General features: G+C 67.6%; 24 protein-coding genes. 16 read left to right on the top strand and 8 right to left on the bottom strand.

Features of this window, described 5'->3' with window-relative positions; genetic code table 11:
- Positions 1 to 13 precede the first annotated feature (13 nt).
- On the bottom strand, positions 14 to 388 hold the full coding sequence (locus tag K254_RS0117400) for a PH domain-containing protein (RefSeq protein ID WP_026556442.1): 375 nt from the start codon (positions 386 to 388) through the stop codon (positions 14 to 16).
- 120 nt (positions 389 to 508) lie between these two features.
- Between K254_RS0117400 and K254_RS0117395 the strand changes: the two genes are divergently transcribed.
- Positions 509 to 766, top strand: a complete 258-nt coding sequence (locus K254_RS0117395; RefSeq protein ID WP_026556441.1) for a GlsB/YeaQ/YmgE family stress response membrane protein — start codon at positions 509 to 511, stop codon at positions 764 to 766.
- A gap of 75 nt (positions 767 to 841) precedes the next feature.
- Here the strand turns inward: K254_RS0117395 and K254_RS26235 are convergent, their stop codons facing one another.
- Both K254_RS26235 and K254_RS24960 read right to left on the bottom strand, forming a co-directional pair.
- Positions 842 to 1198, bottom strand: a complete 357-nt coding sequence (locus K254_RS26235; RefSeq protein ID WP_081710334.1) for an excalibur calcium-binding domain-containing protein — start codon at positions 1196 to 1198, stop codon at positions 842 to 844.
- Between the two features lie 444 nt (positions 1199 to 1642).
- On the bottom strand, positions 1643 to 2743 hold the full coding sequence (locus K254_RS24960; RefSeq protein WP_051389334.1) for a type I restriction enzyme HsdR N-terminal domain-containing protein: 1101 nt from the start codon (positions 2741 to 2743) through the stop codon (positions 1643 to 1645).
- Between the two features lie 221 nt (positions 2744 to 2964).
- Between K254_RS24960 and K254_RS0117380 the strand changes: the two genes are divergently transcribed.
- The 12 genes from K254_RS0117380 to K254_RS23865 all read left to right on the top strand — a co-directional run bounded on the left by K254_RS0117380 (position 2965) and on the right by K254_RS23865 (position 14130).
- Positions 2965 to 4104, top strand: a complete 1140-nt coding sequence (locus tag K254_RS0117380; protein WP_026556439.1) for a DUF475 domain-containing protein — start codon at positions 2965 to 2967, stop codon at positions 4102 to 4104.
- A gap of 33 nt (positions 4105 to 4137) precedes the next feature.
- A complete protein-coding gene (locus tag K254_RS0117375; protein WP_026556438.1) occupies positions 4138 to 4731 on the top strand; it encodes a TerD family protein in 594 nt (197 codons plus the stop codon).
- A gap of 47 nt (positions 4732 to 4778) precedes the next feature.
- Positions 4779 to 5360: a TerD family protein gene (locus tag K254_RS0117370; protein WP_026556437.1), complete on the top strand. Its 582-nt coding sequence runs from the start codon at positions 4779 to 4781 to the stop codon at positions 5358 to 5360.
- 111 nt (positions 5361 to 5471) lie between these two features.
- On the top strand, positions 5472 to 6053 hold the full coding sequence (locus K254_RS0117365; RefSeq protein ID WP_026556436.1) for a TerD family protein: 582 nt from the start codon (positions 5472 to 5474) through the stop codon (positions 6051 to 6053).
- A gap of 51 nt (positions 6054 to 6104) precedes the next feature.
- Entirely contained in the window at positions 6105 to 7298 is a 1194-nt protein-coding gene (locus tag K254_RS0117360; protein ID WP_026556435.1) for a toxic anion resistance protein, read from the top strand.
- A 67-nt stretch (positions 7299 to 7365) separates the two neighbouring features.
- On the top strand, positions 7366 to 7893 hold the full coding sequence (locus tag K254_RS0117355; protein ID WP_026556434.1) for a hypothetical protein: 528 nt from the start codon (positions 7366 to 7368) through the stop codon (positions 7891 to 7893).
- Positions 7893 to 8444 (top strand): TerD family protein, encoded by a 552-nt coding sequence (locus K254_RS0117350; protein ID WP_026556433.1) that lies wholly within the window; start codon positions 7893 to 7895, stop codon positions 8442 to 8444. Before K254_RS0117355 ends, K254_RS0117350 begins: the two co-directional genes overlap by 1 nt.
- Positions 8445 to 8446: 2 nt before the next feature.
- Positions 8447 to 9373 carry a hypothetical protein gene (locus K254_RS24955; protein WP_155848611.1) on the top strand — a complete coding sequence of 309 codons (927 nt, stop codon included), beginning with the start codon at positions 8447 to 8449 and terminating at the stop codon, positions 9371 to 9373.
- An 8-nt stretch (positions 9374 to 9381) separates the two neighbouring features.
- Positions 9382 to 10587, top strand: coding sequence for an HpcH/HpaI aldolase/citrate lyase family protein (locus K254_RS0117340; protein WP_026556431.1), 1206 nt, complete (start codon positions 9382 to 9384; stop codon positions 10585 to 10587).
- 11 nt (positions 10588 to 10598) lie between these two features.
- Entirely contained in the window at positions 10599 to 12029 is a 1431-nt protein-coding gene (locus K254_RS26025) for a phosphoribosyltransferase domain-containing protein (RefSeq protein ID WP_196811000.1), read from the top strand.
- Positions 12026 to 13282, top strand: coding sequence for a cysteine protease StiP family protein (locus tag K254_RS26020; protein ID WP_196810999.1), 1257 nt, complete (start codon positions 12026 to 12028; stop codon positions 13280 to 13282). Before K254_RS26025 ends, K254_RS26020 begins: the two co-directional genes overlap by 4 nt.
- Positions 13279 to 14130 carry an HAD family hydrolase gene (locus tag K254_RS23865; RefSeq protein WP_196810998.1) on the top strand — a complete coding sequence of 284 codons (852 nt, stop codon included), beginning with the start codon at positions 13279 to 13281 and terminating at the stop codon, positions 14128 to 14130. Before K254_RS26020 ends, K254_RS23865 begins: the two co-directional genes overlap by 4 nt.
- A gap of 72 nt (positions 14131 to 14202) precedes the next feature.
- On the opposite strand, the gene K254_RS0117325 is transcribed toward K254_RS23865, so the two are convergent.
- Positions 14203 to 15126: a hypothetical protein gene (locus K254_RS0117325; protein ID WP_026556430.1), complete on the bottom strand. Its 924-nt coding sequence runs from the start codon at positions 15124 to 15126 to the stop codon at positions 14203 to 14205.
- A 339-nt stretch (positions 15127 to 15465) separates the two neighbouring features.
- Between K254_RS0117325 and K254_RS0117320 the strand changes: the two genes are divergently transcribed.
- Together K254_RS0117320 and K254_RS0117315 are read left to right on the top strand one after the other, a co-directional pair.
- On the top strand, positions 15466 to 16911 hold the full coding sequence (locus K254_RS0117320; RefSeq protein WP_196810997.1) for an aromatic amino acid ammonia-lyase: 1446 nt from the start codon (positions 15466 to 15468) through the stop codon (positions 16909 to 16911).
- A 61-nt stretch (positions 16912 to 16972) separates the two neighbouring features.
- Positions 16973 to 18283, top strand: a complete 1311-nt coding sequence (locus K254_RS0117315; RefSeq protein WP_026556428.1) for an MFS transporter — start codon at positions 16973 to 16975, stop codon at positions 18281 to 18283.
- 111 nt (positions 18284 to 18394) lie between these two features.
- Here K254_RS0117315 and K254_RS0117310 read toward each other — a convergent pair whose 3' ends face one another.
- Positions 18395 to 19894, bottom strand: a complete 1500-nt coding sequence (locus tag K254_RS0117310) for a TIGR01777 family oxidoreductase (protein WP_026556427.1) — start codon at positions 19892 to 19894, stop codon at positions 18395 to 18397.
- A 155-nt stretch (positions 19895 to 20049) separates the two neighbouring features.
- Here K254_RS0117310 and K254_RS0117305 point away from each other — a divergent pair, with 155 nt between their 5' ends.
- Positions 20050 to 21339 (top strand): MFS transporter, encoded by a 1290-nt coding sequence (locus K254_RS0117305; protein WP_026556426.1) that lies wholly within the window; start codon positions 20050 to 20052, stop codon positions 21337 to 21339.
- A 174-nt stretch (positions 21340 to 21513) separates the two neighbouring features.
- Here the strand turns inward: K254_RS0117305 and K254_RS0117300 are convergent, their stop codons facing one another.
- Genes K254_RS0117300 through K254_RS0117290 form a run of 3 tightly spaced genes read right to left on the bottom strand, consistent with a single transcriptional unit; the run spans position 21514 to position 24370 of the window.
- A complete protein-coding gene (locus K254_RS0117300) occupies positions 21514 to 22536 on the bottom strand; it encodes a hydroxyacid dehydrogenase (RefSeq protein ID WP_026556425.1) in 1023 nt (340 codons plus the stop codon).
- Positions 22533 to 23447, bottom strand: coding sequence for a carbohydrate ABC transporter permease (locus K254_RS0117295; protein ID WP_026556424.1), 915 nt, complete (start codon positions 23445 to 23447; stop codon positions 22533 to 22535). Before K254_RS0117295 ends, K254_RS0117300 begins: the two co-directional genes overlap by 4 nt.
- Positions 23444 to 24370, bottom strand: coding sequence for a carbohydrate ABC transporter permease (locus tag K254_RS0117290; protein WP_051389333.1), 927 nt, complete (start codon positions 24368 to 24370; stop codon positions 23444 to 23446). The genes K254_RS0117295 and K254_RS0117290 overlap by 4 nt, the downstream gene beginning before the upstream one ends.
- Positions 24371 to 24372: the final 2 nt, after the last annotated feature.

Raw genomic sequence — 24372 nt, 5'->3', positions numbered from 1 at the left:
CCTGGAAATCTGGCTACAGCGCGTGGGTGGCTATCAGCCGTGAGAGTCCGCGGATGTCCACTCCGCTCTTGAACTCGAGACGGACCTTTCCAAGACCGCTGAACCACAGGTCAAGCTCCGCATCCAGATCAAAGGTCCCAGCAGTTTCCACGGAGAAGGACTGGATCTTCGAATAGGGCATGGACGTGTAGTCGCGCTTCTTGCCCGTCATGCCCTGCACGTTGACTGCAATCAGCCGCTTGTCGGTGAAAACAACGTAGTCCCGGATCCCCTTGAACGCGGCCAAGAGATTCTCGCCTTGAATCATCAATTGGCTGACATCCGAGCCCACTTCGGCCATATCGCAGGGTCCGAGCTTGGCGAAGGATGCATTGTTGAAGTCGATCATGCCCTACACGCTACCGGCGGAACCTCGCGCCCCTTGACACAGTCCGATCAACACCGTGGGATGTAGGGACGTGATTCGTGCTGAACCAACGGCACAAGCCATCAACCGAAGGAGCACAAAATGGGAATTCTCGGATTCATTATTCTTGGACTCATCGTTGGCGCCATCATCAAGAACGTGATGCCAGGCCGCGTGGGAGGTGGCTGGGGAACCAGCCTGGTCCTGGGCGTGGTCGGCGCGATCGTGGGCGGCTGGATCGGCTCGCTGGTCTTCCGCACGGGATTGGGTGACTTCTTCGACATTCGCACCTGGGTCCTGGCCCTCATTGGCGGCGCTGTCGTGGCCGGAGCCTACGGAGCCATCAAGGGCCGGAAATAGGCCAGTAATAAACCCAGAAATAAACAGAGGCGGCGGTCAGGAATCCTTCCTGGCCGCCGCCTCTGAACGTGCCTATTATTCGCAGCCGATGCCGTCGTTGTCGCGGTCTAGGTGCGCTGCATAACCGGGCTGCCCTCGGTAGACAGGTGCCGCACCCGCGGCCCGGGCTGCAGTGCAATTCTTGTAGTACACGGCGGCCGGAGGTGCCTGCACATACTTTGCAGCTTGTTCTGCCGCGGCCTTGTCGGCGGCGGCTTGGGCTGCAGCGGCCGCCTGTGCGGCGGCCGCCTGTGCGGCGGCCGCCTGAGCCGCAGCTTGGTCGGCGGCAGCCTTGTCAGCTGCGGCTTGAGCGGCGGCGGCCTGCTCCGCCGCGGCCTTGTCGTCAGCGGCCTTCTTTGCGGCCACCACCTTGACCGAAGATGCCCTGTCCATCCACAGGACGGTGCCGTCGACCCCCACGGTGCAGATGAACTCGGTTCCCTGTTGGGTCTTGGAGGCCTCCGGTGTGGCACATTTGGTCAGGGCCAGGCTGGTTGCCGAAGGAGAACTCGCGGCCGAGGGGGTCGCCGACGATGTCTGCGCCGTGCGATCCGACGTGGCACCAGCGGCAGAAGGGTCGGTTGCACCTTTGGCGCCACATCCGCCAACAAGAAGCGCAAGCCCAACAACTACGGCTGCTGCGGCAAGTTTCCGATGCGGACCCTGTGCAGTCGATTGGATGTTCTTCACTGGATTTCCCCCTGGAAAGTTTGTCTGCCGCTCGTGCGACCACGCAAGGCTAGCAACGCCGCGGCGCCCGCACTGTTACGGTCAACATTTGCCAAGGGGCACGAATGGTGAATGCTGGGACGGCTTGTCTGTGAACTCAAGAAGCAGCTAGGACTTGTACAGTTTCGCCATGAGTTTGGGGTCCACAATCTCGGTTCGAATGACTTCCTCGATGGCCTCAATGGTGGTGGTAATCCCGGTCCGGCGCTTGATCTCCCGACGCATCTCATCCATCATCTGCTCGGAGAGGATCACGTCCAGCAGCGCAGCGGGCTCGGTAGCCGCGCGGTGCTTCCACAGCTCGTCGATGCGGCGGCGCTTCAGTGCCTCCCGGTGCAGGTTGAACAGGGCATTGGCCTTCTCCTGGACGGATTCCGCGCCCAGCAGATTGATTTCAAAGGCGAGGTTCACCAACACCGGCAGCCCGCCGGTGAGGTGGTACGCCTGCCAGACCACGCCGTTGGTCAGGATCATCCACTCGACACCCTCGTTGACGGCGTACATCTGCACCTGGCGCAGGTGGCGTTCGTTGAGTTTCTGGCTGACGCGCTTGACCTCAATGAACGCCACCAGCTGCTTGTCGATCCGCACGCCGTAGTCGGCAAAGTCCTGCCGGACCATGTATTCGGTGGTGAGGTCGCGGAACTTGTCGTAGCCCAACCCCTCGCACAGCATGTCGGTGATGAGCAGGCGGGTGTCGCCCTCATTGGCGTCACGGGCCAGCAGATCTGCCAGCGGCTTGGCAAAGCGGCGGACGGCGGACTCAACCTGCTCACGCGCGTCGGCCTCCCACTTGGTCCCCTTTGCCCTGGCCGAGGACTTGTCCGCGGCCGGCTCGGCGGGGGCCTTCTTCGCGGTCGGAGGAACGACGACGACGGCCTCCGGTTCGGCGGCCGGATCAGGAACGACCTCAGCCACCACCGCCATGGAAACCCGCCCCACCGGTGCCGAGAGCTCCTCGGGCAGGTGCACATGCGGATCCACCACGCCAAAGGCCGCCTGCGAGAGAATCCACTTCAACGTGGCCGACCAGGCATCCACCAGCGACCGGTCCGGGGTGGCGATATCCACTGTGCGCCCCACGGCAATGGCGATCAGGTCCGACTCCACCGGCACGGCGTGCCCGCGGCCGGCGGCATCGGCGGCCCATGCAGTCAGTGCCTGAGCCCGCTGCTGGGCCTTGGCGTCCAACAAAGCATTTTCAATCATGGCGATCCCCCACCTCATTGCAGTTGCACGTGAACTACTTGTCGACAGAGTACATAGCCACCGCCCCCACGCGCCCCGTATGTCCCCCGTGATGATTAGGATGGCAATACCGGCTGCATAGATAATGTAGTGAGATCTTGGGGGATTCTTCCTGGGACAGGTACAAGTTCTGCCGTGTCCCACGATGCCGCGGCCCGGACTTGGGAAGGGGTTGTCTCAGCGTGTTCATCAAAACATTTGGCTGGTCATTCGGCATCTCCGCCGTGGCCCTGGTTGTGGCGTTCCTCTACGGCGGCCTGAACGCCCTCATCCTCTGCGCGATTCTGGGCATTCTGGAAGTCAGCCTGAGCTTCGACAATGCCGTGGTCAACGCCCGCATTCTGGAAAAGATGAGCGCCTTCTGGCAGAAAATCTTCCTCACCGTCGGCATCCTGATCGCCGTCGTCGGCATGCGCGTCCTGTTCCCGCTGCTGATCGTGGGCGTCACGGCCAACCTGAACCCCATCCAGGCCATTGACCTTGCCCTGCAAAAGGGCGACATCCACACGGAGGGCAGCTACGCCTACCTGCTGCACGAGGCCCACCCGCAGATCGCCGCGTTTGGTGGCATCTTCCTGTTGATGATCTTCCTGGACTTCATGTTCGAGGACCGCGAGCTGCGCTGGATCTCGGTGCTGGAGCGGCCGCTGGCCTTCATGGGCCGGCTCAACGGGGCCTCCATGGTGATCGGTCTGCTGGTGCTGGTGGCCTCCGCGCAGCTGGCCGCCGATGGCAAGGAAACGCAGATCCTCTTTGCCGGCATCCTCGGCCTGGTCACCTACTTCCTGGTCAAGGGCCTGGGCGATCTGTTCGATGTGGACCACGACGGCGACACCGACGCGGACGACGCCGGTGCGATCGCCAAGCGGGTCTCGCGGGTCTCGACAAGCTCGACCACCGGGACCACCGGGGTCGGGAAGGCCGTGGGCAAAGCGGCCTTCATGCTGTTCCTCTACCTCGAGGTCATCGACGCGTCGTTCTCGTTCGACGGCGTCATCGGCGCCTTCGCGATCACCTCGGACCCGATCATCATCGCCCTGGGACTGGGCCTGATCGGCGCCATCTTCGTCCGCTCGCTCACCGTCTACCTGGTCCGCCAGGGCACCCTGGATGAGTTCGAGTACCTGGACCACGGCGCGCACTGGGCCATTGGCGCCCTGGCCACCATCCTGCTGCTGACCATCAGCATCGAGATCAACGAGGTCATCACGGGCCTCATCGGCGTCCTCTTCATCGGCGCCGCGTTCATCTCCTCCGTCGCCCGCAACAAGCGGATCGCGGCCGGCAAGGAACTTGAAGCAAGCACCACTCGTTCCACCTGAAACCCCTCTACATCAATCAAGGACGGTAATTCCATGGGATTGTCACTGCAAAAGGGCCAGACGCTCTCGCTCGCCAAGAACGACGGCGCCCCCTTCACCCGGGTGCGTTTGGGCCTGGGCTGGGACTCCGCAGCGCCCGTCAAGCGCGGCCTCTTTGGCGGCCTGAAGAAGCCGGCCGAGATCGATCTGGATGCCTCTGCCATCTTCTTTGACGCCTCCGGCAAGGCAGTGGACGTGGTCTACTTCAACCAGCTGGCCAGCAAGGACGGCTCCACGCAGCACACCGGTGACAATCTCACCGGCGCCGGCGACGGCGATGACGAGTCCATCCTGGTGGACCTCAGCCGGGTGTCCCCCGCCGTGTCGCAGATCGTCTTCATCATCTCCAGCTACAGCGGCCAGACTTTCGATCTGGTGCAGAACGCCTTCTGCCGCCTGGTCGATGAGTCCACCGCCGGCACCCCCGAGGTGGCCCGCTACCAGCTCACCGACGCCGGCACCCACACCGCCATGATCATGGCCAAGGTGTCCCGCACCGGCACCGGCTGGTCCTTCAAGGCCATCGGCGACCGCGCCACCGGCCGCACCGCCGGGGACCTGGTGCCCCACGCAGCGGCGGCACTTTAAGCTCAGCTCCAACGTTTCGACAGTAGTAGCAAAGGAAAGGTAGTCGAATGGCTTCTTTGACCCTCAGCAAGGGCAGCAACCTCTCGTTGACCAAGGCAGACCCCGGTCTGCGCCGCGCTCTGGTGGGCCTCGGGTGGGATCCCCGTTCCACCAGCGGGGACGCCTTCGATCTGGATGCCTCCGCCCTGCTGATTGGCGCCAATGGCAAAGTCCGTTCGCAGGACGATTTCATTTTCTACAACCAGCTCGCGGCCAAGGACGGTTCCGTGGTCCACCAGGGCGACAACCGCACCGGTCTGGGCGAGGGCGACGACGAGCAGATCCTGGTTGATCTGGACCTCGTGGCCGCCGACGTTGAGCGCGTGGTCATCGTGGTCTCCATCGACCAGGGCGACACCCGCCGGCAGAACTTCGGCCAGGTCCGCGACGCCTACTGCCGCGTGGTCAACCAGGAAACCGACACCGAGGTGGTCCGCTACGACCTCAGCGAGGACGCTGCGGCCGAGACCACAATGATCTTCTGCGAGATCTACCGCCACAACGGTGAGTGGAAGTTCCGGGCCGTGGGCCAGGGCTACGCCGCCGGCCTGTACGGGCTGGTCACCGACTACGGCATCACCCTGGACTAGGCAGAACCCCACGCACCACCGGTGGCTGCCGCCGCACAGCGCGGCGGCAGCCACCACCACCCACTCCACTGAGGCTGCACAGCAGCCCCGCACCGACAAAGGACCGCTTCCATGGCTGGACTGACACTTGCAAAAGGCAACAACCTCTCCCTGACGAAGACCGATCCGGGCCTGCAGAAGGCACTGGTTGGCCTGGGCTGGGACCCGCGCACCACCAGCGGCGAGCCCTTTGACCTGGATGCCTCGGCGCTGCTGATCAGCGCCACCGGCAAGGTCCGCTCCTCCGCCGACTTCATCTTCTACAACCAGCCCACCGCTGCCGACGGCTCCGTCTCCCACCTGGGTGACAACCGCTCCGGCGAAGGTGCCGGCGACGACGAGCAGATCCTGATCGATCTGACCAAGGTTGCCGCCGACGTCGAGCGCGTGGTCATTGCCGTCTCGATCGACAAGGCCGACGAGCGCCGCCAGAACTTCGGCCAGGTCCGCTCGGCCTACTGCCGCGTGGTCAACCAGGCCACCGACACGGAGATTGTGCGCTTCGACCTCAGCGAAGACGCCGCGCCGGAGACCTCCATGGTCTTCGCCGAGGTCTACCGCAACGGTGCCGACTGGAAGTTCAAGGCCGTTGGCCAGGGCTACGCAACGGGGCTGGCCGGCATTGCCGGCGACTTCGGCGTCGTCTTCGGCTAAGCCACCACCCTTTTCCCACAGCTGACCCACCACGGAGAGACTGGCACCACGATGAGCATGCCCCTTACCCCGCCCGACACCAACGAAGCGGCCCTGGTGCTGCGCGCCCCCGATGCGCCGGCCATTGTGGAGCCGGACAACGCCCCGGGCATGGTGCCGGTTCCGGCCGACCGCCAGGTGGAGATCAGCCAGCAGGCACGGGAGTTTGTCTCGGAGATTGCCAACATCGATCCGCGCAGCCCGGAGTTCACCACCAAGGTGGAGGGGATCTCCAAGCTGGCCGGGGCGGAGATCACCTCCTCCAGCGGGTTCTCCAGCCGCATGCTGGAGCGCTCGTCGACGTCGGTGGCCGGTGCCAAGAAGACTGGCAACAGTGCGCAGGTGTCCGTGGCCACTACGCTGGGCGATCTGCGCTCCACTGTGGAGGACCTGACGCCGAACAACGCCGATCTGGGCGTGGGGCGGAAGATCCTGGGCTTCATTCCGGGCGGGAACAAGCTGGCCAAGTACTTCCAGAAGTACGAGTCGGCGCAGACCCAGCTGGACAAGATCATCAAGTCCCTGATGGCCGGCCAGGACGAGCTGCTCAAGGACAACGCCACCCTGGCGGGCGAGAAGGTGCAGCTCTGGGAGACCATGCAGACGCTGAGCGAGTACGCCGTCTTCGCCAAGGCCCTGGATGCCGCCTGCGTCGAGAAGATCGATGCCAAGCGCGCCTCCGGCCAGATCGAGGAGGCGCAGAAGCTTGAGGCGGACGTGCTCTTCCCCATCCGCCAGCGCCACCAGGACATCCTGACCCAGCTGGCCGTCTCGGTGCAGGGCTACCTGGCCATGGACCTGATCCGCAAGAACAACCTGGAACTGATCAAGGGTGTCGACAGGGCCCGGACGACGACGATTGCCGCGCTGCGGACCGCCGTCATCGTGGCCCAGGCGCTGGCGAACCAGAAGATGGTGCTGGACCAGATCGATGCCATCAACACCACCACGAACAACATGATTCTGAAGACCTCGGAGATGCTCAAGGACCAGACCGTCCGCATCCACGAGCAGGCGTCCAACTCCGGCGTCAGCGTCGAGACCCTGCAGAAGGCCTTCGACAACGTCTTTGCGACCATGGATGCCATCGACACCTTCCGCGCCACAGCGGCGAAGAACATGGAAGGCACAGTGCACGCTCTAGAGGCCGGGCTGGAGAAGGCCAAGCCGTACCTGGAGCGGTCCCGCCAGGGCTCGCAGGACTAGCAGTTCCTGCTGGCAGTTCCAGCTTTAACAACAGAATCAACGACGCGAAAGTAGTGGCGGCAGCATAGTGATCCGCAAGTTTGTTGGCTCCCTGTTCAAGGGTGCCCCGGCGGCGGGCATTGTCGAGCCCAGCTACCAGGAGGGTGTTGAATCCGAGGACGCGCAGACCGCTGCGTCCCTGGACAATCTGCGGACGGCAATTCGGCGCGCGGGCGCCGAATTGCCGCCGCTGGTGTCCTCACAGCTGCGCCAGATCGATGACCTGCTCCGCACGGTGGTTGCCGCCGTCGCCGCGCAGAACGCCTCCACCGAGCAGCGCGTGCTGCTGGGCGCCATCATCTCGGACTACATCCCCTCGCCGCTGCGCTCCTTCCTGGCCATTCCGCCGGCGGACCGCACCCCGGACTCCCGCGCCACGGCCCTGCTCGTGGAACAGCTGGCCACACTGGAGGCCACCATCGCGGACCTGCTGAACCAGATCCGCATCGGCGCCATCGCCGAGCTCTCCACCCACGGCCGCTTCCTAGCGGACAAGTTCTCCGGCCCCGGCGCCGGTCTGGAACTTGGCACGCCCCCTCGATTGGACTCTCCATAATGGGAAACCTTGTACCCGGCGCCAACGCCGCGCTCACCGCCGAAAACCCGGGCCTGGCCAAGGTGCTGGTGGGCATGGGCTGGGAAACCATCCCGAGCCTGGGCCCGCAGGCCGAGCTGGTGCCCTTCGCCGTGCTCTGCGATTCCTCCGGGGCCGCGCTCTCCAACGACCACATGGTCTTCTTCAACCAGATTGCCAGCGCCGACGGCTCGGTGGTCTTTGCCGGCGACGACGACACCGAGCAGATCGACGTGGACCTGTCACTGGTTCCCGCCGACGTCGCCAAGATCGCCTTCATCGTCTACGTGGACCCGGACACCCGCGGCAACGGGACGTTTTCCTCCGTGCGCTCGGCGTACATCCGGGTGGCCACGGCGGAGAACCGCGAGCTGGTGCGCTTCAACGTGCCCATCAGCGCCGCGGACAACATCACGGCGATGATGTTCGGCGAGCTCTACCGCCACCGGGACGATTGGAAGTTCCGCGCCCTGGGCCAGGGATACTCCACTGGCCTGGCCGGCGTCGCCAAAGACTTCCGGATCGACACCTAGCCGTGGGCCCGAATTCTTCCCGGCCGCGGACGGATCTGCCGTACCTGCGCCGGCGGATCAAGCCCGGCGCGGCCGCCGCGGCTCCTGTTGTTGCTGCGCCTGCTGCCGCGCCCGTATCCGCGCCTGCCTCGGCATCGCTGAGCCTGGGACGGACGGCGACGGCGGCAGCGCCGTCGGGCGGCGGGCTGTCCTTGTCGCGCCCCCCGTCCGCTCCGGCGGCATCCTCCGCTCCGTCCGGCAGCGCCGGGCTCTCGCTCTCCCGCCCGGCCCCCACGGCCACCGCCCAGAGCTCGGGGTCGGGTTCCAGCTCCCTGGTCCTCGGCGGGCGCGGCGGCTCCCAAGCGGCACCCGCGCCGTCGTCGCACCAGGCCACCCGCACCGCACCGCCGTCGCACGCAAAACCCTCGCCCACCCGGCTGCTCTTTGCCGCCCCCGGCATCGACGACGTCCGCCAGCTGGACGAGCACACCCCCATGGTCCGCCTCAACGCGCGCCAGTCCGCCATCGGCACCCTGCTGGTCACGGGCGCCGGGGCGATCGCCTGGGAGACCATGGACAAGACCACCGGCGGGGCCACGGTGCGCGGCGACGCTGCCGGAACCCCCTCCCGGACCGCGGGCAACCGGCCGCTGGTGGGCTTCCAGGAGCAGGATGCCTTGGTCTCGCTGCGCCACGTCCGCACGCTCCGCCGCGCCCTGTTCATGGGCCGCGGCCCGGCCCCACTGGGTGTGCGGATCTTCGACGGCGCCACCCTCACCGTGCCCGCGCCGTCCAACGGGCAGATGTTTGTCCTGTCCCTGCTGCAGATCGGCGGGCTGCTGGAACTGCGCGCCGAGCCCCTGCCCGAACGCATGACGGACCAGGAAATCTGGGCCGAATTCGGCTTCACCATGACCCACCACGTCGCAGCACAGCGGGAACGAGGCTGAGCGCCATCATGCGCCACTTCAACTACCTCAGCCCGGAGCGGTCCAGCCAGCTCTTCTACCGCCAGCCCGAGGAACTGCACCTCGACTCGGATCCGGCGCTGCTGGCCGTGGCCCTGGGCGCCACTCTGTACACGCCGGGGAACCGGCCCACGCTGGTGCGCGACATCGACAAGCAGGGCGCCGCCGGCTGCACCTCTATGGTGCTGTGCCTGGAGGATTCCATTGCCGACGACGAGGTGGCCGCCGCCGAGGAGAACGTGGTGGCCACCTTGGCCGAGCTGCACCGCGGGGACACCGGTCCGGATGCCTCCACGACCGTCAACGACAGGCCTTTGCTGTTCGTCCGCGTCCGCACCCCCGAGCAGATGGAGGACCTGGCCCGGCGCGCCGGATCCTCGCTGGATGTGCTGGCCGGTTTTGTCATCCCCAAGTTCGACGACGAGGCCGGCGCGGCCCAGCGCTTCCTGGACGCCCTGCACCGCATCCACCGCGACTGCGGCCAGGGCGGGGAGGACGGCCGGCGCCGGCTGCGGATCATGCCCATTCTGGAGTCCGCCGCCGTCATCCACACGGAGTCCCGGGCCCGGGCGCTGACCAACATCCGGCGGGTTCTGCGCGAGAACCGCGAGGACATCCTGGCCGTGCGGATCGGCGCCACGGACATGTCCAGCGCCTTTGGCCTGCGCCGCTCGCGCGATCTGACCATCTACGACGTCAAGGTGGTGGCCGCCGTCATCGCGGACATCGTCAACGTGCTGGGCCGCCCCGAGGATGGCTACGTCATTTCCGGCCCGGTCTGGGAGCATTTCTCCAACGGCGAGCGACTGCTTCGCCCGCAGCTGCGCGCCACCCCCTTCGCCGAGGCGGACGAGGAGGAGCTGCGCGGGCGGATCCTGCTGGCCAATCTGGACGGCTTGATGCGCGAGATCGGCCTGGACCATGCCAACGGCCTGCTGGGCAAGACGATCATCCATCCCACGCACATTCCGCTGGTGCATGCGATGTCCGTGGTGACCCATGAGGAGTACCTGGATGCCATGGAAATCCATGGCAAGACCGGCGGCGGTGCTGCGGCCTCGCCCTATGGCAACAAAATGAATGAGATGAAGCCGCACCAGTCCTGGGCGGCGCAGACGCTGCTGCGTGCCAAGGCGTTTGGCGTGGCGGCGGAGGGTGTGGGATTCGTGGATCTGCTGGAAGCGAGCATGGCGTGAGGAATGCTGCCGTGCCGGCCGACGCACCCGTCTGGACGGGTGGCTTTGTCCGGGGTGCCCTGGGCGTTGCCATCCACACCGATCCGGACCGCAGCCTGCTGCCGGTGGAGGATCTGGTGGGGCTGGCCCTGCGCCGCAACCCCAAGCGCGCCCACCTGCTGGTCTCCCGGGTGCTGGCCAAGCATGTGCCCACCCGCCCCGCGCTGGCCATGGCGGCCGGCCGCCTGCTGGGCGTGCTGGTGGCCGATGCCATCGCCGGCCGCGAGCGCCCCGGAACCCGTGCCGCCGCCGTCGACCTTGGCCACCTGCTGGAGGCCGACGACGGCTCCCGCGGCCGGGCGCTGCTGGCGGCCCTGGACGGCCTCGCCACGGACCATCCCGGCGCCATCACCATTGGCTATGCGGAGACCGCCACGGGGCTGGGGGCGCTGGTGGCGGAGTCCATCGGCTCGTACTATCTCCACTCCACGCGGCACGCACCGGCCGGGGCCACCGCCTCCGCGGGGTTCGAGGAGGGCCACTCGCACGCCACCTCGCACCGGCTGCTCCCCACCGATCCGCAGTGGTTGGAAAAGGCCGGCCCGGTGGTGCTGGTCGATGACGAGCTGAGCACCGGTTCCACCATCATCAACACCATCCGTGCCCTGCACTCCCTGGTGCCGCATGGGCGCTACATCGTGGCCTCGCTCATCGACCTGCGCACCGACGCGGACCGCGTCCGCTTTGAGCAGCTGGCCGCCGAGCTGGGGACGGACATCGCCGTGGTGGCGCTGGGCTGCGGCACCATCGACCTTGCCCCGGACATTCTGGAGCGGGCGCAGGTGCTGATCGCGGGGATGTCTATTGCTCCGGCCACTGCGTCCGTCCGGGAACCTGCACGCATCACCACCATCACCCTGGATGAGGGCACCGTGCCCGCGCAGCGCAGCGGCAGGTTCGGCAAGGAGCCCGGTGGGGATCGGGCCGCCGGCCAGACCGCCGATACGGTGGCCGCGCAGATTGCCGCCGAGCTGGCGCCGCAGCTCCCGGCCTCCGGCGGGACGCTGGTGCTGGGCACCGAGGAGTTCATCCACCTGCCCCTGGCCGTGGCCCACGCCCTGGACGGCTTCGCGGGTGCGGAACCCGTGCACTTCTCCACCACCACGCGCTCCCCCATCGTGCCGCTGGACAGGGCGGACTACGCCATTGCCTCGGCCGCCACATTTGCCAGCCATGACGTGACGGAGGACGGCCCGGGCATCCGCTTCGCCTACAACGTCTCCGGCTCCGGGCGTCGCTTCGACACCATTTTCGTCCTGCCCGAGCCGGGCACCGATCCAACCACCGTAGACGGTGCCGGAAGCCTCACCGAGGCCCTCGCCGCGCACTGCCGCCACGTCGTCGTCGTGCATCTGCCCGCGTCCATCCCAGCCACTGCTGAACGGAATTCCCCCACCCCATGACCACCAGCACCGCTCCGAGCGGACTTCCCACCCCGTTGACGGGGCCGGACTTTGGCTCCTACCCGGCCCAGGATGTCCGCTGGCTGCTCAAGGACCTGGGCGGCCTCGCCCTGGAGGCCCCCACCGCCGAGCGCGAAGCGGCCATCCAATCCGGGGCAGCCAACTACGCCGAGTCCCTGCCCGTGGAGTACACCCCCACCGCCGAGTACCAGCAGCTCTACGCCAGCGCCCTGGAGCGGTCGGCCAGGCGGATCGCCACCGCCGTCGGCGTGGTCACCGGCCAGGGCCTGGCCGCCCGCATCAACCAGCCGGTGCTCGTCTCGCTGGCCCGCGCCGGCACGCCCGTTGGCATTCTGATGCGCCGCTGGGCCCAGCAGATCCACGGCCTGGACATTCCGCACTACACGATGAGCATCGTCCGCGGGGTGGGGCTGGACGAGACGGCGCTGCGCTATCTGGCCGCGCACCACCGCCCGGAGCAGATCATCTTTGTGGACGGCTGGACCGGCAAGGGCGCCATCTCCCGCGAGCTGGCGTCGGCCCTGGACCGCTTTGCCCAGAGCGATGGGATCCGCTTCAGCTCCGAGCTGGCGGTGCTGGCGGACCCGGGGCACTGTGCGGACATCTACGGCACGCGCGACGACTTCCTCATCCCCTCCGCCTGCCTCAACTCCACCGTCTCGGGGCTGGTGTCGCGCACGGTCTTCAACACCCGCCACATCGGGCCCAACGATTTCCACGGCGCCAAGTTCTACGCCGAACTGGCCGGCAGCGATGTCTCGATGGACTTCCTGGCCGCCGTCCAAAGCCACTTTGGCGCCGTCCGCGGCGATGTGGCGGAGGCCCTGGCACTACCGCGGACCATGGACGGCGCGCCCACCTGGTCCGGCTGGGAGGCGGTGGAAACGCTCAGCCGCCGCTACGGCATCGACAACATCAACCTGGTCAAGCCCGGCGTGGGTGAAACCACCCGGGTGCTGCTGCGCCGGGTCCCGTGGAAGGTATTGGCCAATCCGGACGCCCTGGACGAGCTGGGCCATGTGCTGCTGCTGGCCCAACAGCGCGGCGTGCCGGTGGAAGAGGTTCCCGGGCTGCCGTACAGCTGCGTGGGGCTGATCCGCCCCCTGGCCGGTGCCGACGACGACGCCGAGCCGCCCGCGCCGGCGGGACCCGCCGTCGTCGTACCCGCCTCCGCCGCCGTCACCGCGGCTCCCGTCACCGCGGCTCCCGTCACCGCGGGGGACGCCCAGTGACGGCTGCGCCGCTGCCGCTGGTGGCCTGCGATCTTGACAGGACGCTCATCTTCTCCGGCAAGGCGCTGGCCCTGGCCGCCCCCGAGCACCAGGCGAAGTCCCTGAATGTGGTGGAAATGTACGAGGGCGCGCCGCAGTCCTACATGACCGTGGCATCGGAACGGCTGATCACCGCCATCAAGGCATCGTCCACATTTGTTCCGGCGACCACGCGCACCGTGGCCCAGTACTCCCGCGTGCAACTGCCCGGGCCGCCGTCGGAGTTCGCGATCACCACCAATGGCGGAGTCATCCTGCACCGCGGCAAGACGGATGCGCATTGGCACGGCCACATGGCGGCCCGCGTGAAGCGTGAATCCAAGCCGCTTGCCGAGGTCGAGGCCTTTCTGGGCCGGGCGGACTTTGCCCCCTGGGTGCTGCGCCTTCGCCGGGCCGAGGACCTCTTCGTCTACGCGATCATCGACAGGCTGGCCATGCCGGAGGAATTCGTTGCGGAACTGGAGGCCTTCTGCACCGCCGCCGGGTGGACGGTGTCCATCCAGGGCCGGAAGCTCTACTGCATCCCGGTGCCGATCAACAAGGCCACGGCCCTGGCGGAGGTGCGCCGGCGCACCAACGCGGACTATGTCATCGCCGCCGGGGACTCGCTGCTGGACCAGGACATGCTCCACGGTGCCACGGCCGCCTTCCGCCCCCGCCATGGAGAGCTCAACGTCACGGACTACCGGGCCCCGCACCTGCGCATCACCAAGCACGCGGGCGCCCTGGCCGGCGAGGAAATCCTGGCCGGGATCAACGCGCTGCTAGACAGCAAACACAGCGGCGCCGTCGTCGAACCCCAGAAATGAACATGATTGCCGCCGGGGAACATGCGCACGCGTACTCCCCGGCGGCACATGTGTTCGAAACCGGCTGGGACGCTAGTGCCGGCGCTGCTCGGCATCGTTGTCCTCGTTGTCGGCGAGGCCATAGGCGCCGTCGATGATCTCGCCCTTGAATGCGCGCTCACGGATCAGGGCGTCAATGTCCCCGCGGAGTCCGTTCATGATGGCGGTGCGGCGGGCGACGTCGGCCTCGAAGGCGGCCAATTCCGTGGCGTCCAGCTGCGACGCCCCCACGGTGCCGGCCACCAGCTGCAGGTGCAGATACTCGCTGTCGCGCTCCAGCTGGGTCATCAGCGCATCGCACTGGGCAATGCCGGCGGACAATTCATGGTTCACGTGCGTCAGGCGCGCCAGCCAGCCGTCCATCAGCGGCGGATCCTGGGCCAGCTTCTCCACATATTGCGAGTGCGCACTCTTCTTCAGGGCCGACGGCGCGTAGGCGGCCAGGTGCGGGGCCATTTCCCGCCAGGCATCCTCCTTGGCCTCGACCAGCGAGGTGCCGTTGCGCAGCGAATCCAGCACCTCGCGGGTGTAGCCGTCGCTGGTGCGCAGCACGGACAATCCGGCACCCAGGAGCAGCGAGACGGCTGCTTCATCCAGCGGACCCGGGAAGGGGTAGGGCCCCATGCCGCGGTTGTAGCGGCTGACGTCGTAGGCCCAGACGGCGTCGTGGCAGGCAGCGGCCGACGACGGCGGGAGCCCGCTGGCCACGCAGTCCGCGCCGCTGCGGGCGGGCCGGGTCAAGATGGTCTCGTCAACCTCGTCGGCAAATTCACCCGAGCCCGGTTCCATGTCGTCGCCCACGCGGCTGTCCGCAGCGTAGAGCCGCAGCACGGTGGTGAACAGATCCGTCGCGTCAAGGGAGGTGCGCCGGCACAGCAGCTCGACGGATTCGGCGATGTCAGGAAGCAGCGAGATGCGGATGCTGGGCGCAGGGAGTCCCCGATTGTCGCTGTGCACCGATTTCCCCCACCTATTCTGCCGCCGCCCCAGAGTGAAAAAGGGGGCCAGGGAAAGCATATCCCCGGGCGTGTCCCCATGCACTGTCTACCAGCTATGCCCGTGGACTGCCACAATCCCATCGATTGTGAATCAACTGCGGCACTGCCTCCAATCCCGGACACCCGATGCCCCTGGACCCTTGACGCGGAGCCGGCGGCATCAGGGCGGAAAGCTGCAGATTGGCCGCTATGTCTGCCATCACAGACGTCCGTGGGCTGCGTCACCTTGTCCCGCGGGCCAATCCGGGATGGACTGGGAAGCCAACAACGTACGGTCGGACACAGAATGGGCAGCACCTTGAGCAACACAGTCTTGAAGGGAACAGGGCTCAGCGCAGCGCAGCTGGCCTCCCTTGCCGCCAAGCCGGCTGCCGTCGACGCGGATCCCGCCGCCCGTGAGCAGGTCCGCCGCGCCTGGCAAACCGCCGTCGAAACCGCCGCCCACCGCCCCGTCTATGGCCGCACCACCGGCGTGGGCGCCAACCGCGGTGTCGCCGTCGACGGAGCCGAAGCCGGCAACGCGCAGGATCTGCGCCTGCTGCGCAGCCATGCCACCGGATCGGGAGCACTGCTGCCGTCCACCGCGGTCCGCGCTGCCATGCTCGTGCGGATGAACCAGCTGCTCAAGGGCGGCTCGGGCATCCATCCGGACATCATCGACGCCCTCCTGCGTTGTCTGGCCGACGGCGATCTGCCGCGCGTCCACAGCCACGGCGCCATCGGCACGGCGGATCTGTCCGCCTTCGCCGAGATCGCCCTGGGCCTGATGGGCGAGGTGCCGCTGGCCAGCGGTGCCCTGCGCTCGTACTGGACGCCCGCCATCGGCGATGCCCTGCCCTTCATCTCCACCAACGCCCTCACCGCCGCCAGCACGGCACTGGCTTTGGCCGAGGCCGAGCTGTGGCTGGAGCACTATCTGCACGCCAGCGCCTGCTCCCTGATGGCCGTCAACGGCTCCCTTGAGCCCTTTGCCGACGAGGTGCATCTGGCCCGTCCGCTGCCTGGCCAGGCCTGGGCCGCCGCGCAGATCCGGCACCTGCTCACCGGCTATGCCCAGCACCAGTGGCGCGTGCAGGATTCCTTCGGTTTCCGCACCCTGGCCCAGGTGGCCGGCGCCCTGCGCAGCAGCCTGGATGCGCTCACCCAGGTCCTGGAGATCGAGCTGAACGCCTCCACGGAGAATCCGCTGGTCAGCCCCGCCGCACGCGACGTCTTCCACAACGGGAACTTCCATCTGGTGGAGCTGGCGCTGGCCCTGGACCACACCAAGCTGGCCATCTACAGCACCGCCCAGCTCTCCGGAGCGCGGCTGAACAACCTCTCCGATCCAGGCATGACCGGCCAGGCTCCGTTCCTGGCGGTGGGTGAGCCGGGCAGCAGCGGCATCATGCTGCTGGAGTACAACTGCGCCGCGGCACTGGCCCGGCTGCGCAACGCCGCGGCGCCGGCCACGCTCGGCGCCGCCGTGATTTCCCGCGGCTTCGAGGACCACTCCAGCTTTGCCTCCCAGGCGGCGGAGCAGCTGCACAGCTGCCTCGAGGCAGCCGCCACGGCCCTGGGCTGCGAGCTCTACGCCGCTGTGCGGGCCCTGTCCATCACCGGCGCCGAACCGCCATCCGGGACGGAGCTGGGCCGGTACCTGGCGAAGGCGCGCGGCCTCTTCGACGCCTCGTTGGCCGACAGGCCCCTCGGCGGCGACCTGGCCGCCGCCGTCGGCTTCCTGCAGCAACCGATCGAGTCCTAGACCTGAACCTCCTGCGCCCTGCGCACGTCTTCTCCACCTGCACCATGACCCAAAGGCACCCATGACCCTCTCCCAGGCAGAAAAGCCCGCCGGCACCACGCTGGACACCCTCCCGTTTGGCCGCTTCCACGCGAAGATCACGGCCATGACCTTTGGGGCGAATTTCTCCGACGGCTACTCGCTGGGCATCATTGGCGCCGTCCTGCCCCTGCTGACCACGCAGATGGGGCTCAGCGGATTCTGGGAGGGCATGCTGGCCAGCTCGGCACTCATTGGGCTCTTCCTGGGCAGCCTGGTGCTGGGCCGGGTCAGCGACATTATCGGGCGCCAGCGCGTCTACGCGCTGAACTTCATCCTGATTGTTCTCGCCTCGGTGGCGCAGTTCTGGGCACCCAATGTGGAAACCCTGTTTGTGCTGCGCCTGCTGATCGGCTTCGGCCTCGGCGCCGACTACGCCGTCGGCCCCACCCTGCTCTCCGAATTCGCCCCGCGCAAACAGCGCGGCTTCATGCTCGCCTCGCTCACCGTGCTGTGGACGGTGGGCTATGTGGTGGCCAATGTCATCGGCACCTGGGTTGATCTGGGCCCGGACACCTGGCGCTGGCTGCTGGCCAGTGGCGCCATTCCGGCCCTGCTGGTGCTGATCGTGCGCATCGGCACGCCCGAATCCCCCGGCTGGCTCATCAGCCAGGGCCGCACCGAGGAGGCGCGCGCCATTGTGCGGAAGTTCCTCAAGGTGGAGCTGGATCCCAGCGAGTTCGAGGTGGAGTCCCACTCCGCACGCTACCGCGCCCTGTTCAGCAAGGGCATGCGCAAGCGGACGGCCTTTGGCGCCATCTTCTACAGCGCCCTGGTGCTGCCGTACTTCGCCATCTACACCTTCGTTCCGACCATTCTGGAGGGGCTGCATGTCACCGACTACGATCTGCAGAACCTGATCATCAACCTGTTCCTGCTGGCCGGCGGCATTGTGGGCCTGTGGTTTGTGCAGAAGCTGCCTCGCCGCACCTTTACCATCGCCACCTTTGCCATCCTGGCCGCATCGCTGCTGGTGCTGGGCCTGGTGAACGAGCTGCCCGCGGCGATCGTGATGATCCCCTTTGTCATCTACACCTTCGTGATGTCGGCCGGCTCCAACATCACCCAGGTCTACCCGCCGGAGCTGTTCCCGACGGCACTGCGGGCCTCCGGCGTGGGCCTGTTGAACGCCGTGAGCCGCATCGCCGCCGCGGCGGGCACGTTCATTCTGCCGCTGAGCCTGAGTGCGTGGGGCGTCTCCGGCTCCATGTACTGGCTGGCCGGCGTGCTGCTGATCGGCCTGCTCGCCACCGTGTTCTGGGCCCCCGAAACCCAGAAGGAACAGCTGGTCTAAGGTCCCGGGTGGTCGACGGCGGACCCCAGGACGCATCTCCCCGCTGGGGACGCGTCCAGAACTGCGTCCCCAGCGGGGAGGTGCGTCGCCAGCCGGGGACGCGCCCGCACCCTAGTGCCCGAGCACGTGGCGGAGAGCCTGTGGCAGCGTCCGGTGCCGGAAATCGTAGCCGGCGGCCTCAATGGCCGCCGACGACGCGCGCTGGCTGGCCCCGGCGAGGATGTGCGCCCCCTCGGCGCCCAGCAGCAGCCGCGGCCCAAAGGCGGGGACCGGCACCGACGCGGGGCGGTGCAGCACGGACCCCAGCGTGCTGGCGAATTCCGCCGCGCGCACCGGTTCGGGCCCGACGCCGTTGAAGGGGCCAGCCATCGAATCGTCCAGGGCCGCGTGGGCGAAGATCCCCGCGATGTCGTCGATGCTCACCCAGCTCTGCCATTCCCCGCTGCCCAGCCGTCCGCCTACACCGGCCAAGTACAGCGGCAGCAGCTGCTGCAGGAGCCCGCCGGCGGGCGTGAGCACCAGGCCGGTGCGCACATTCACCACGCGGACCCCCGCCCGCGCTGCCGGTTCGCAGGCCGCCTCCCAGTCGCGGCAGACGGCCGCCAGGAAGTCGTCGCCGGCGGGTGCATCCTCCGTGAGCAGTGCCGGATTCCGCAGCTTCCCGTGCGGCGTGGCCCCGTAGTAGCCCACGGCCGATCCGCAGACCAGCGCCCGCGCCACGCCGTCGGCGGCCAAGCCCGCCAACGCCTCGGCCAGCAGGGTGGTGCCGTCGATCCGGCTGCGGCGGATCCGCTCCTTGTTCGCCTCGGTGAACCGCCCGCCAATGGTCGCCCCGGCCAGATTCACGACGACGTCGCACCCGCGCAGGTCCTCGGGGTCCAGCGCGCCGGTCTCCGGGTCCCAGAAGACCTCGTCTGCGTGGCGCACCTGGCCGCGGACCAGGCGGATGACGCGGTGCCCGCCGCCGCCCAAGAGGGCGCACAGCTGCCGGCCGATCAACCCCGAGGCCCCGGCCACCGCAATCGTCCGGGGCGGGCCGGCGTGCCGGTGGTGGAATGCCAGATCCGCCCGCAGGGTCCGGCTGCGGTAGCCAAAGAAGCGCCGCAGCTCCCGCTCGAAGCGTTCCTCGGCCAGGGCGACGGCGGCCCGCGCCGGGCGTACGGAGGCGGCGGCGGATCCAGCCAGTGCGTCCGGCAGCAGCCGGTACTCGACGTTGTCCTCCATGACGGTGCCGTCCGGGCCCGCGTCCCTGAAGGAATGGGTGTGTTCCCAGCTTCCCAGCGGGCCGGAGGCCATGACATCGGTGAAGCTCTCGCCGGGAACCAGCGCCGTGTGGCGCGCATGCCACAGCACCTCGGGGCGCAGCCGCGGCGGCAGGCCCAGGGTGCGCGCGGCCAGCGCCGCACTGGAGCCCAGCCACATGCCCGCCGATCCCGGCGCCCCCATGCCCAGCACCGCCGTCGAGCCCGGCTCGATGCCACGGCTCGGTTCCTGCCGCACAGTGCCGCCAAACGGCGGGTTCAACCGCATCAGCGCGCCCGGACGCTGGAACCACTCGAAGACCTCGCTGCGCGGGTGCGGGAGCCTGGTGGTGTACCGAAAAGTGCCCATGGCCCATCCTCCCACCAGCGTTTGCCGCTGTCCCGGACAGAGGCAGACTAGGTTGGAAGCAATACGAAGCAATACGAAGCAATACATTGTCCGTGCCGGCACCCTTGGGCCAAGCACCCCCGAGCAGGGCGCGGCAGCGAAAGGACCCTCACCCCATGACGAACGCCAAACGGAACCAGCTGGTGCTGGTGGCCGGCCAATTGCTCTCCGGCGTGGGGGTTGCCTCCGGTGTTGCCGTGGGCGGCATGCTTGCGGAGGAACTGACCGGCACGGCCGCGGCGTCCGGCTTTGTCCAGACCGCATCAACGCTCGGCGCCGGACTGGTGGCAGTTCCCTTGGCACGGCTGGCGATGCGCTCGGGCCGCCGCGCAGCGCTGGGGACGGGCTTTGCGCTCGGCGCAGTGGGCGCCGTCTTGGTGCTGCTGGCCGCAACGTTGGGCCAGTTCTGGATGATGGCCGCCGGCATGCTGTTCTTTGGATCGGCGACGGCGGCCGGACTGCAGGCGCGCTATGCGGCGGTGGACGGCGTGGCCGCCGACAAGGCGGGACGGGCCATGTCCATCGTCATCTGGGCCACCACCGTCGGATCGGTGGCCGGCCCCAACCTCTCCGAACCGGGACGCCGGCTGGGCGAAATCCTCGGTATGGTGCCCCTCGCCGGGCCGTTCCTCTTTTCGCTGGCGGCCTTCGCCACGGCGTCGTTGGTGATCACCGTCTTCTTCCTGGGTGCCCCGCGGATCGGCTCCGAGGGCCCCGCGGACGATGCCAAGAGGGGCAAGGACGACGACGCTGCCCGGCCCTCGCGGAGGCACGGCACCTGGGCCGCGCTGCGGATCGCCGCACGCAATCCGCACTCGCTCTTCGCCCTGGCCGGCGTCACCGGCGGGCACATGATCATGGTGGGGGTCATGGTGATGACGCCCGTCCACATGAACCACCAGGGGCATTCGCTGCAGATCATTGGCATCGTCATCAGCCTGCACATCCTGGGGATGTATGCCGCAAGCCCCATATTCGGCTTCCTGGTGGACAAGATCGGCGCCGCGCCCGTGGTGCTTCTGGGCTGCGGCATCTTCCTGGTGGCGATCCTGCTGGGCGCCCTGGGCTCGGACACGGCGGGCCCGGTCCAGCTCTCGGCAGCTTTGGGCATCCTGGGGCTGGGCTGGTCCGCCTGCCTGATCGGCGGATCGTCGCTGCTGAGCCAGTCCGCTCCGGCCGCGATCCGGGTGCCGCTGCAGGGCGCCAACGACATGATGATGAACTTCGGCGCCGCGGCGATGGCAGCCCTGGCCGGGCCGATTCTGGCCGCCGGCGGCTTCTTCTGGGTGAACATGATGGCCCTGGCTGTGCTCTTCCCGGTGGTGCTGCTGGGCGTCCGGGCCGGGTCCGCGCGGTTCCGGACCGCGACGCCGGTCCCCGCGCCGGACCGTTCCGCGCAGCGCTGATTCCCCACCAATTTCCGTCCTCGAACAAACAGTTGGGGACAGTGTTCGCCGCGCAGACTGTCCCCAACTGCTCGTTCGGCGTTGGGTGAAAGGGCAAACGACGACGACGGCGGTGCCACCCGTGTGCGTACATGGGTGGCACCGCCGTCGTCGGCCCGGAACAGACCGTGCCGGCTAGGCGCTGCGGGCCAGCTGGCCGGCCGTCACCGGGTAGCGCAGCGGCTGTCCGGCGGCTGCGCGCCGTGCCTCGGCCAGGGCATAGGAGGCCAGGCGGTCCAGCTCCACGCCCAGCGACCCCGCGATGTGCGGCGTCAGCAGCACATTCGGGTGCCCATAGAGCGGATGCCCGGGGTCCAGCAGCCACGGCGTTGTCACGTCCAGCACCGCAAACAGGTCTCCCCGGCCAACGCGGCGGGCCAGTGCCTCCTGGTCCACCAAGGCGCCGCGGGAGGTGTTGATGAACGTTGCCCCGGGGCGCAGAGCGTTGATCAGCTCCTCGTTGAGCAGGTGGAAGGTCTCCGGCAGGTCCGGCGCATGGAGTGAGACGACGTCGGAGATGGCCACCAGCTCCTCCAGATCCACCAGCCGCACACCCAGCCCGGCTGCCTCCTCGTTGGAGAGGAAGGGATCGGACACCACCACGGAGAAATCGAAGGGTGCCAGCAGCTCAATCACGCGGCGGCCAATCCGGGACGCCCCCACGAGCCCCACAGTCTGGCCGAAGTTGCCCATGGCCGGGAACAGGTTTTCCGGCTCCACCCAGGCCCGTGTGGCCTGCAGATGGTCCGCCAATTGCAGCACGCGCTTGTTGGCGAGCAGGATCATGGCCAGCGTATATTCCGCCACGGGAATGGAATTGGCCTCGGCGGCGGTGGTGACCTGGATGCCGCGCTCCCACACGGCGTCGGTGATGTGTTCCTTGACCGACCCCGCGGCGTGCAGAGCGTAGCGCAGCTTCGGCGCCTGGTCCAGGACCTCCGCCGTCAGCAGCGGCGCACCCCAGCCGGTCAGGAGGATGTCGACCTGGGGCAGCAACTCCGCCGCCAGGGGCGTGTCAAAGCTGGTCAGCACCTCGGTGGACAACAGTTCCAGCCCCGGCCCCAGGTCGGCCAGGCGCGACGGCGGAAAGATGCGGGCCGCGACGTCGGACCCCATGGCCAGTGCCACCTTCAGGGCCGGCTCCTGCACCGGGCTCATTTCACGCTTCCCGCGGTCAGGCCGGACTTCCAGAAGCGCTGCAGCATAATGAAGGCCACCAGCAGCGGAAGGATCGAGAGCATGGAGCCGGTGATCACCATCGGGTAGAAGTGTGGGAAGGCGTAGGCCTGGCTGCTCCAGGAGAAGATGCCCAGTGAGACCGGGAACAGCTTCTCATTGGAGAGCATCACCAGCGGCAGCATGAAGTTGTTCCAAATGCCGACAAACTGGAACAGCGCGATGGTGACAAAGCCCGGCATGATCATCGGCAGGCCCAACGAGAAGAAGCTGCGGATGGGGCCGGCGCCATCCACGCGGGCGGCCTCCAGCACCTCGCCGGGCACATAGGCCTGGCTGTAGACGCGGGCCAGGTAGACGCCGAACGGGTTGGTCAGCGCCGGGATCAGCACCGACCAGATGTTGTTCGTCATGCCAATGTTGGAGGCCAGCAGGTACAGCGGCAGCACGGTGGCGGTGTTGGGCACCAGCACACCCAGCAGGACGAACGAGTACCACTTCTCCTTGCCGGGGAAGGAGAACTTGTCGAAGGCGTAGCCGGCCGCCACGGAGATCAGCGCACCGAGGACGGCGCCCACGCCGGCATAGAGGATGCTGTTGAGCATCCACAGGCCAAAGACACCGTTCCCCTCGGCGAACACCGCGCCGATGTTCTCAAACAGGGATATCTCGCCAAACGCCATCGCGGAGGTGGAGTACAGGTCCTCCAGGTTCTTGGTGGAGGCAAACACCAGCCACAGCAGCGGGAGCACCATGTAGGCGCAGCCCACCACCAGCAGCCCATTGACCGAGATGGTCGATGCCCGCGGCAGGCGCCGGGGACGGGGCGACGGCGGCAGGGCACGGCCGCTGGGGGCGGCCGCCGTCGTCGTCGGATCGAGAACGGTGCTCATCCCTTGTTGCTCCTTGAAGTCATTTTGGTCACGACGAACGACAGCGTGGCCGCGAGCAGGGCGATGATGATGGACGACGCCGCCGCCTCATTGAGGTTGTGCCGGTTGAACGCCGCATCGTAGGCCCACATATTGGGCACAAAGGTGCTCGTCACCGACGCCGTGGCGTTGTGCATCATGGTGGGTTCGGTGAACAGCTGCAGGGTTCCGATGATGGTGAACAGCATGATCACGCCCAGGGCCGGGTAGATCAGCGGCAGCTTGACGCTGAACGCCGTCCGCAGCCCGGAGGCACCATCCATGACGGCGGCCTCGATGACCTCGCGCGGCACCGCCTGCAGGGCCGTGAAGAGGATAATGACGTTGTAGCCGGTCCACTCCCACACGGATACGTTCACGATGGCCGGCAGCACCAGATGCGCGTCGAAGAAGTTGATTTCGATTCCACCCGAGGCCGCCGCCTGCACGATGGGGCTGATGCTGGGGGTGTACAGGTAGATCCAGATCAGCGCCGCGATGACACCCGGGACGGCGTGCGGCAGGAAGAGCAGCAGCTGGAACAGCTTCCGCGCTCCATTGGCGGCGACGTCGAGCAGCAGTGCCAGCGCCAGCGCCATGCCCACCATGACGGGAATGTACATCAGGCAGTACATGCCCAGGCGGACCAGGCCGCCGGTGAAGGTTTCCGAGGCCAGCACGGAGGCATAGTTGCCCAGCCCCACGAAGATGGTCTGGGTTCCGCCGAAGCCCAGTCCGGAGGACTTTTCGGCGAAGAAGCTCAAGTACACCGCGTAGGCAATGGGCGCCAGCATGGTCGCCACGAACAGCGTGAAGAAGGGCGCCAGGAAGATGGCGGCCGCCCGTCCGCCGGCGCCGGGTTGGCGGCGGCGGACGGGGCGAGGAGAGGAATCGATGCGGGTCATGG

It is taken from the genome of Arthrobacter sp. 35W, assembly GCF_000482545.1.
In the GTDB taxonomy this organism is placed as follows: domain Bacteria; phylum Actinomycetota; class Actinomycetes; order Actinomycetales; family Micrococcaceae; genus Specibacter.
Note: the sequence above shows the minus strand (reverse complement) of the source record. Positions and strands in the feature narration are given on the sequence as shown.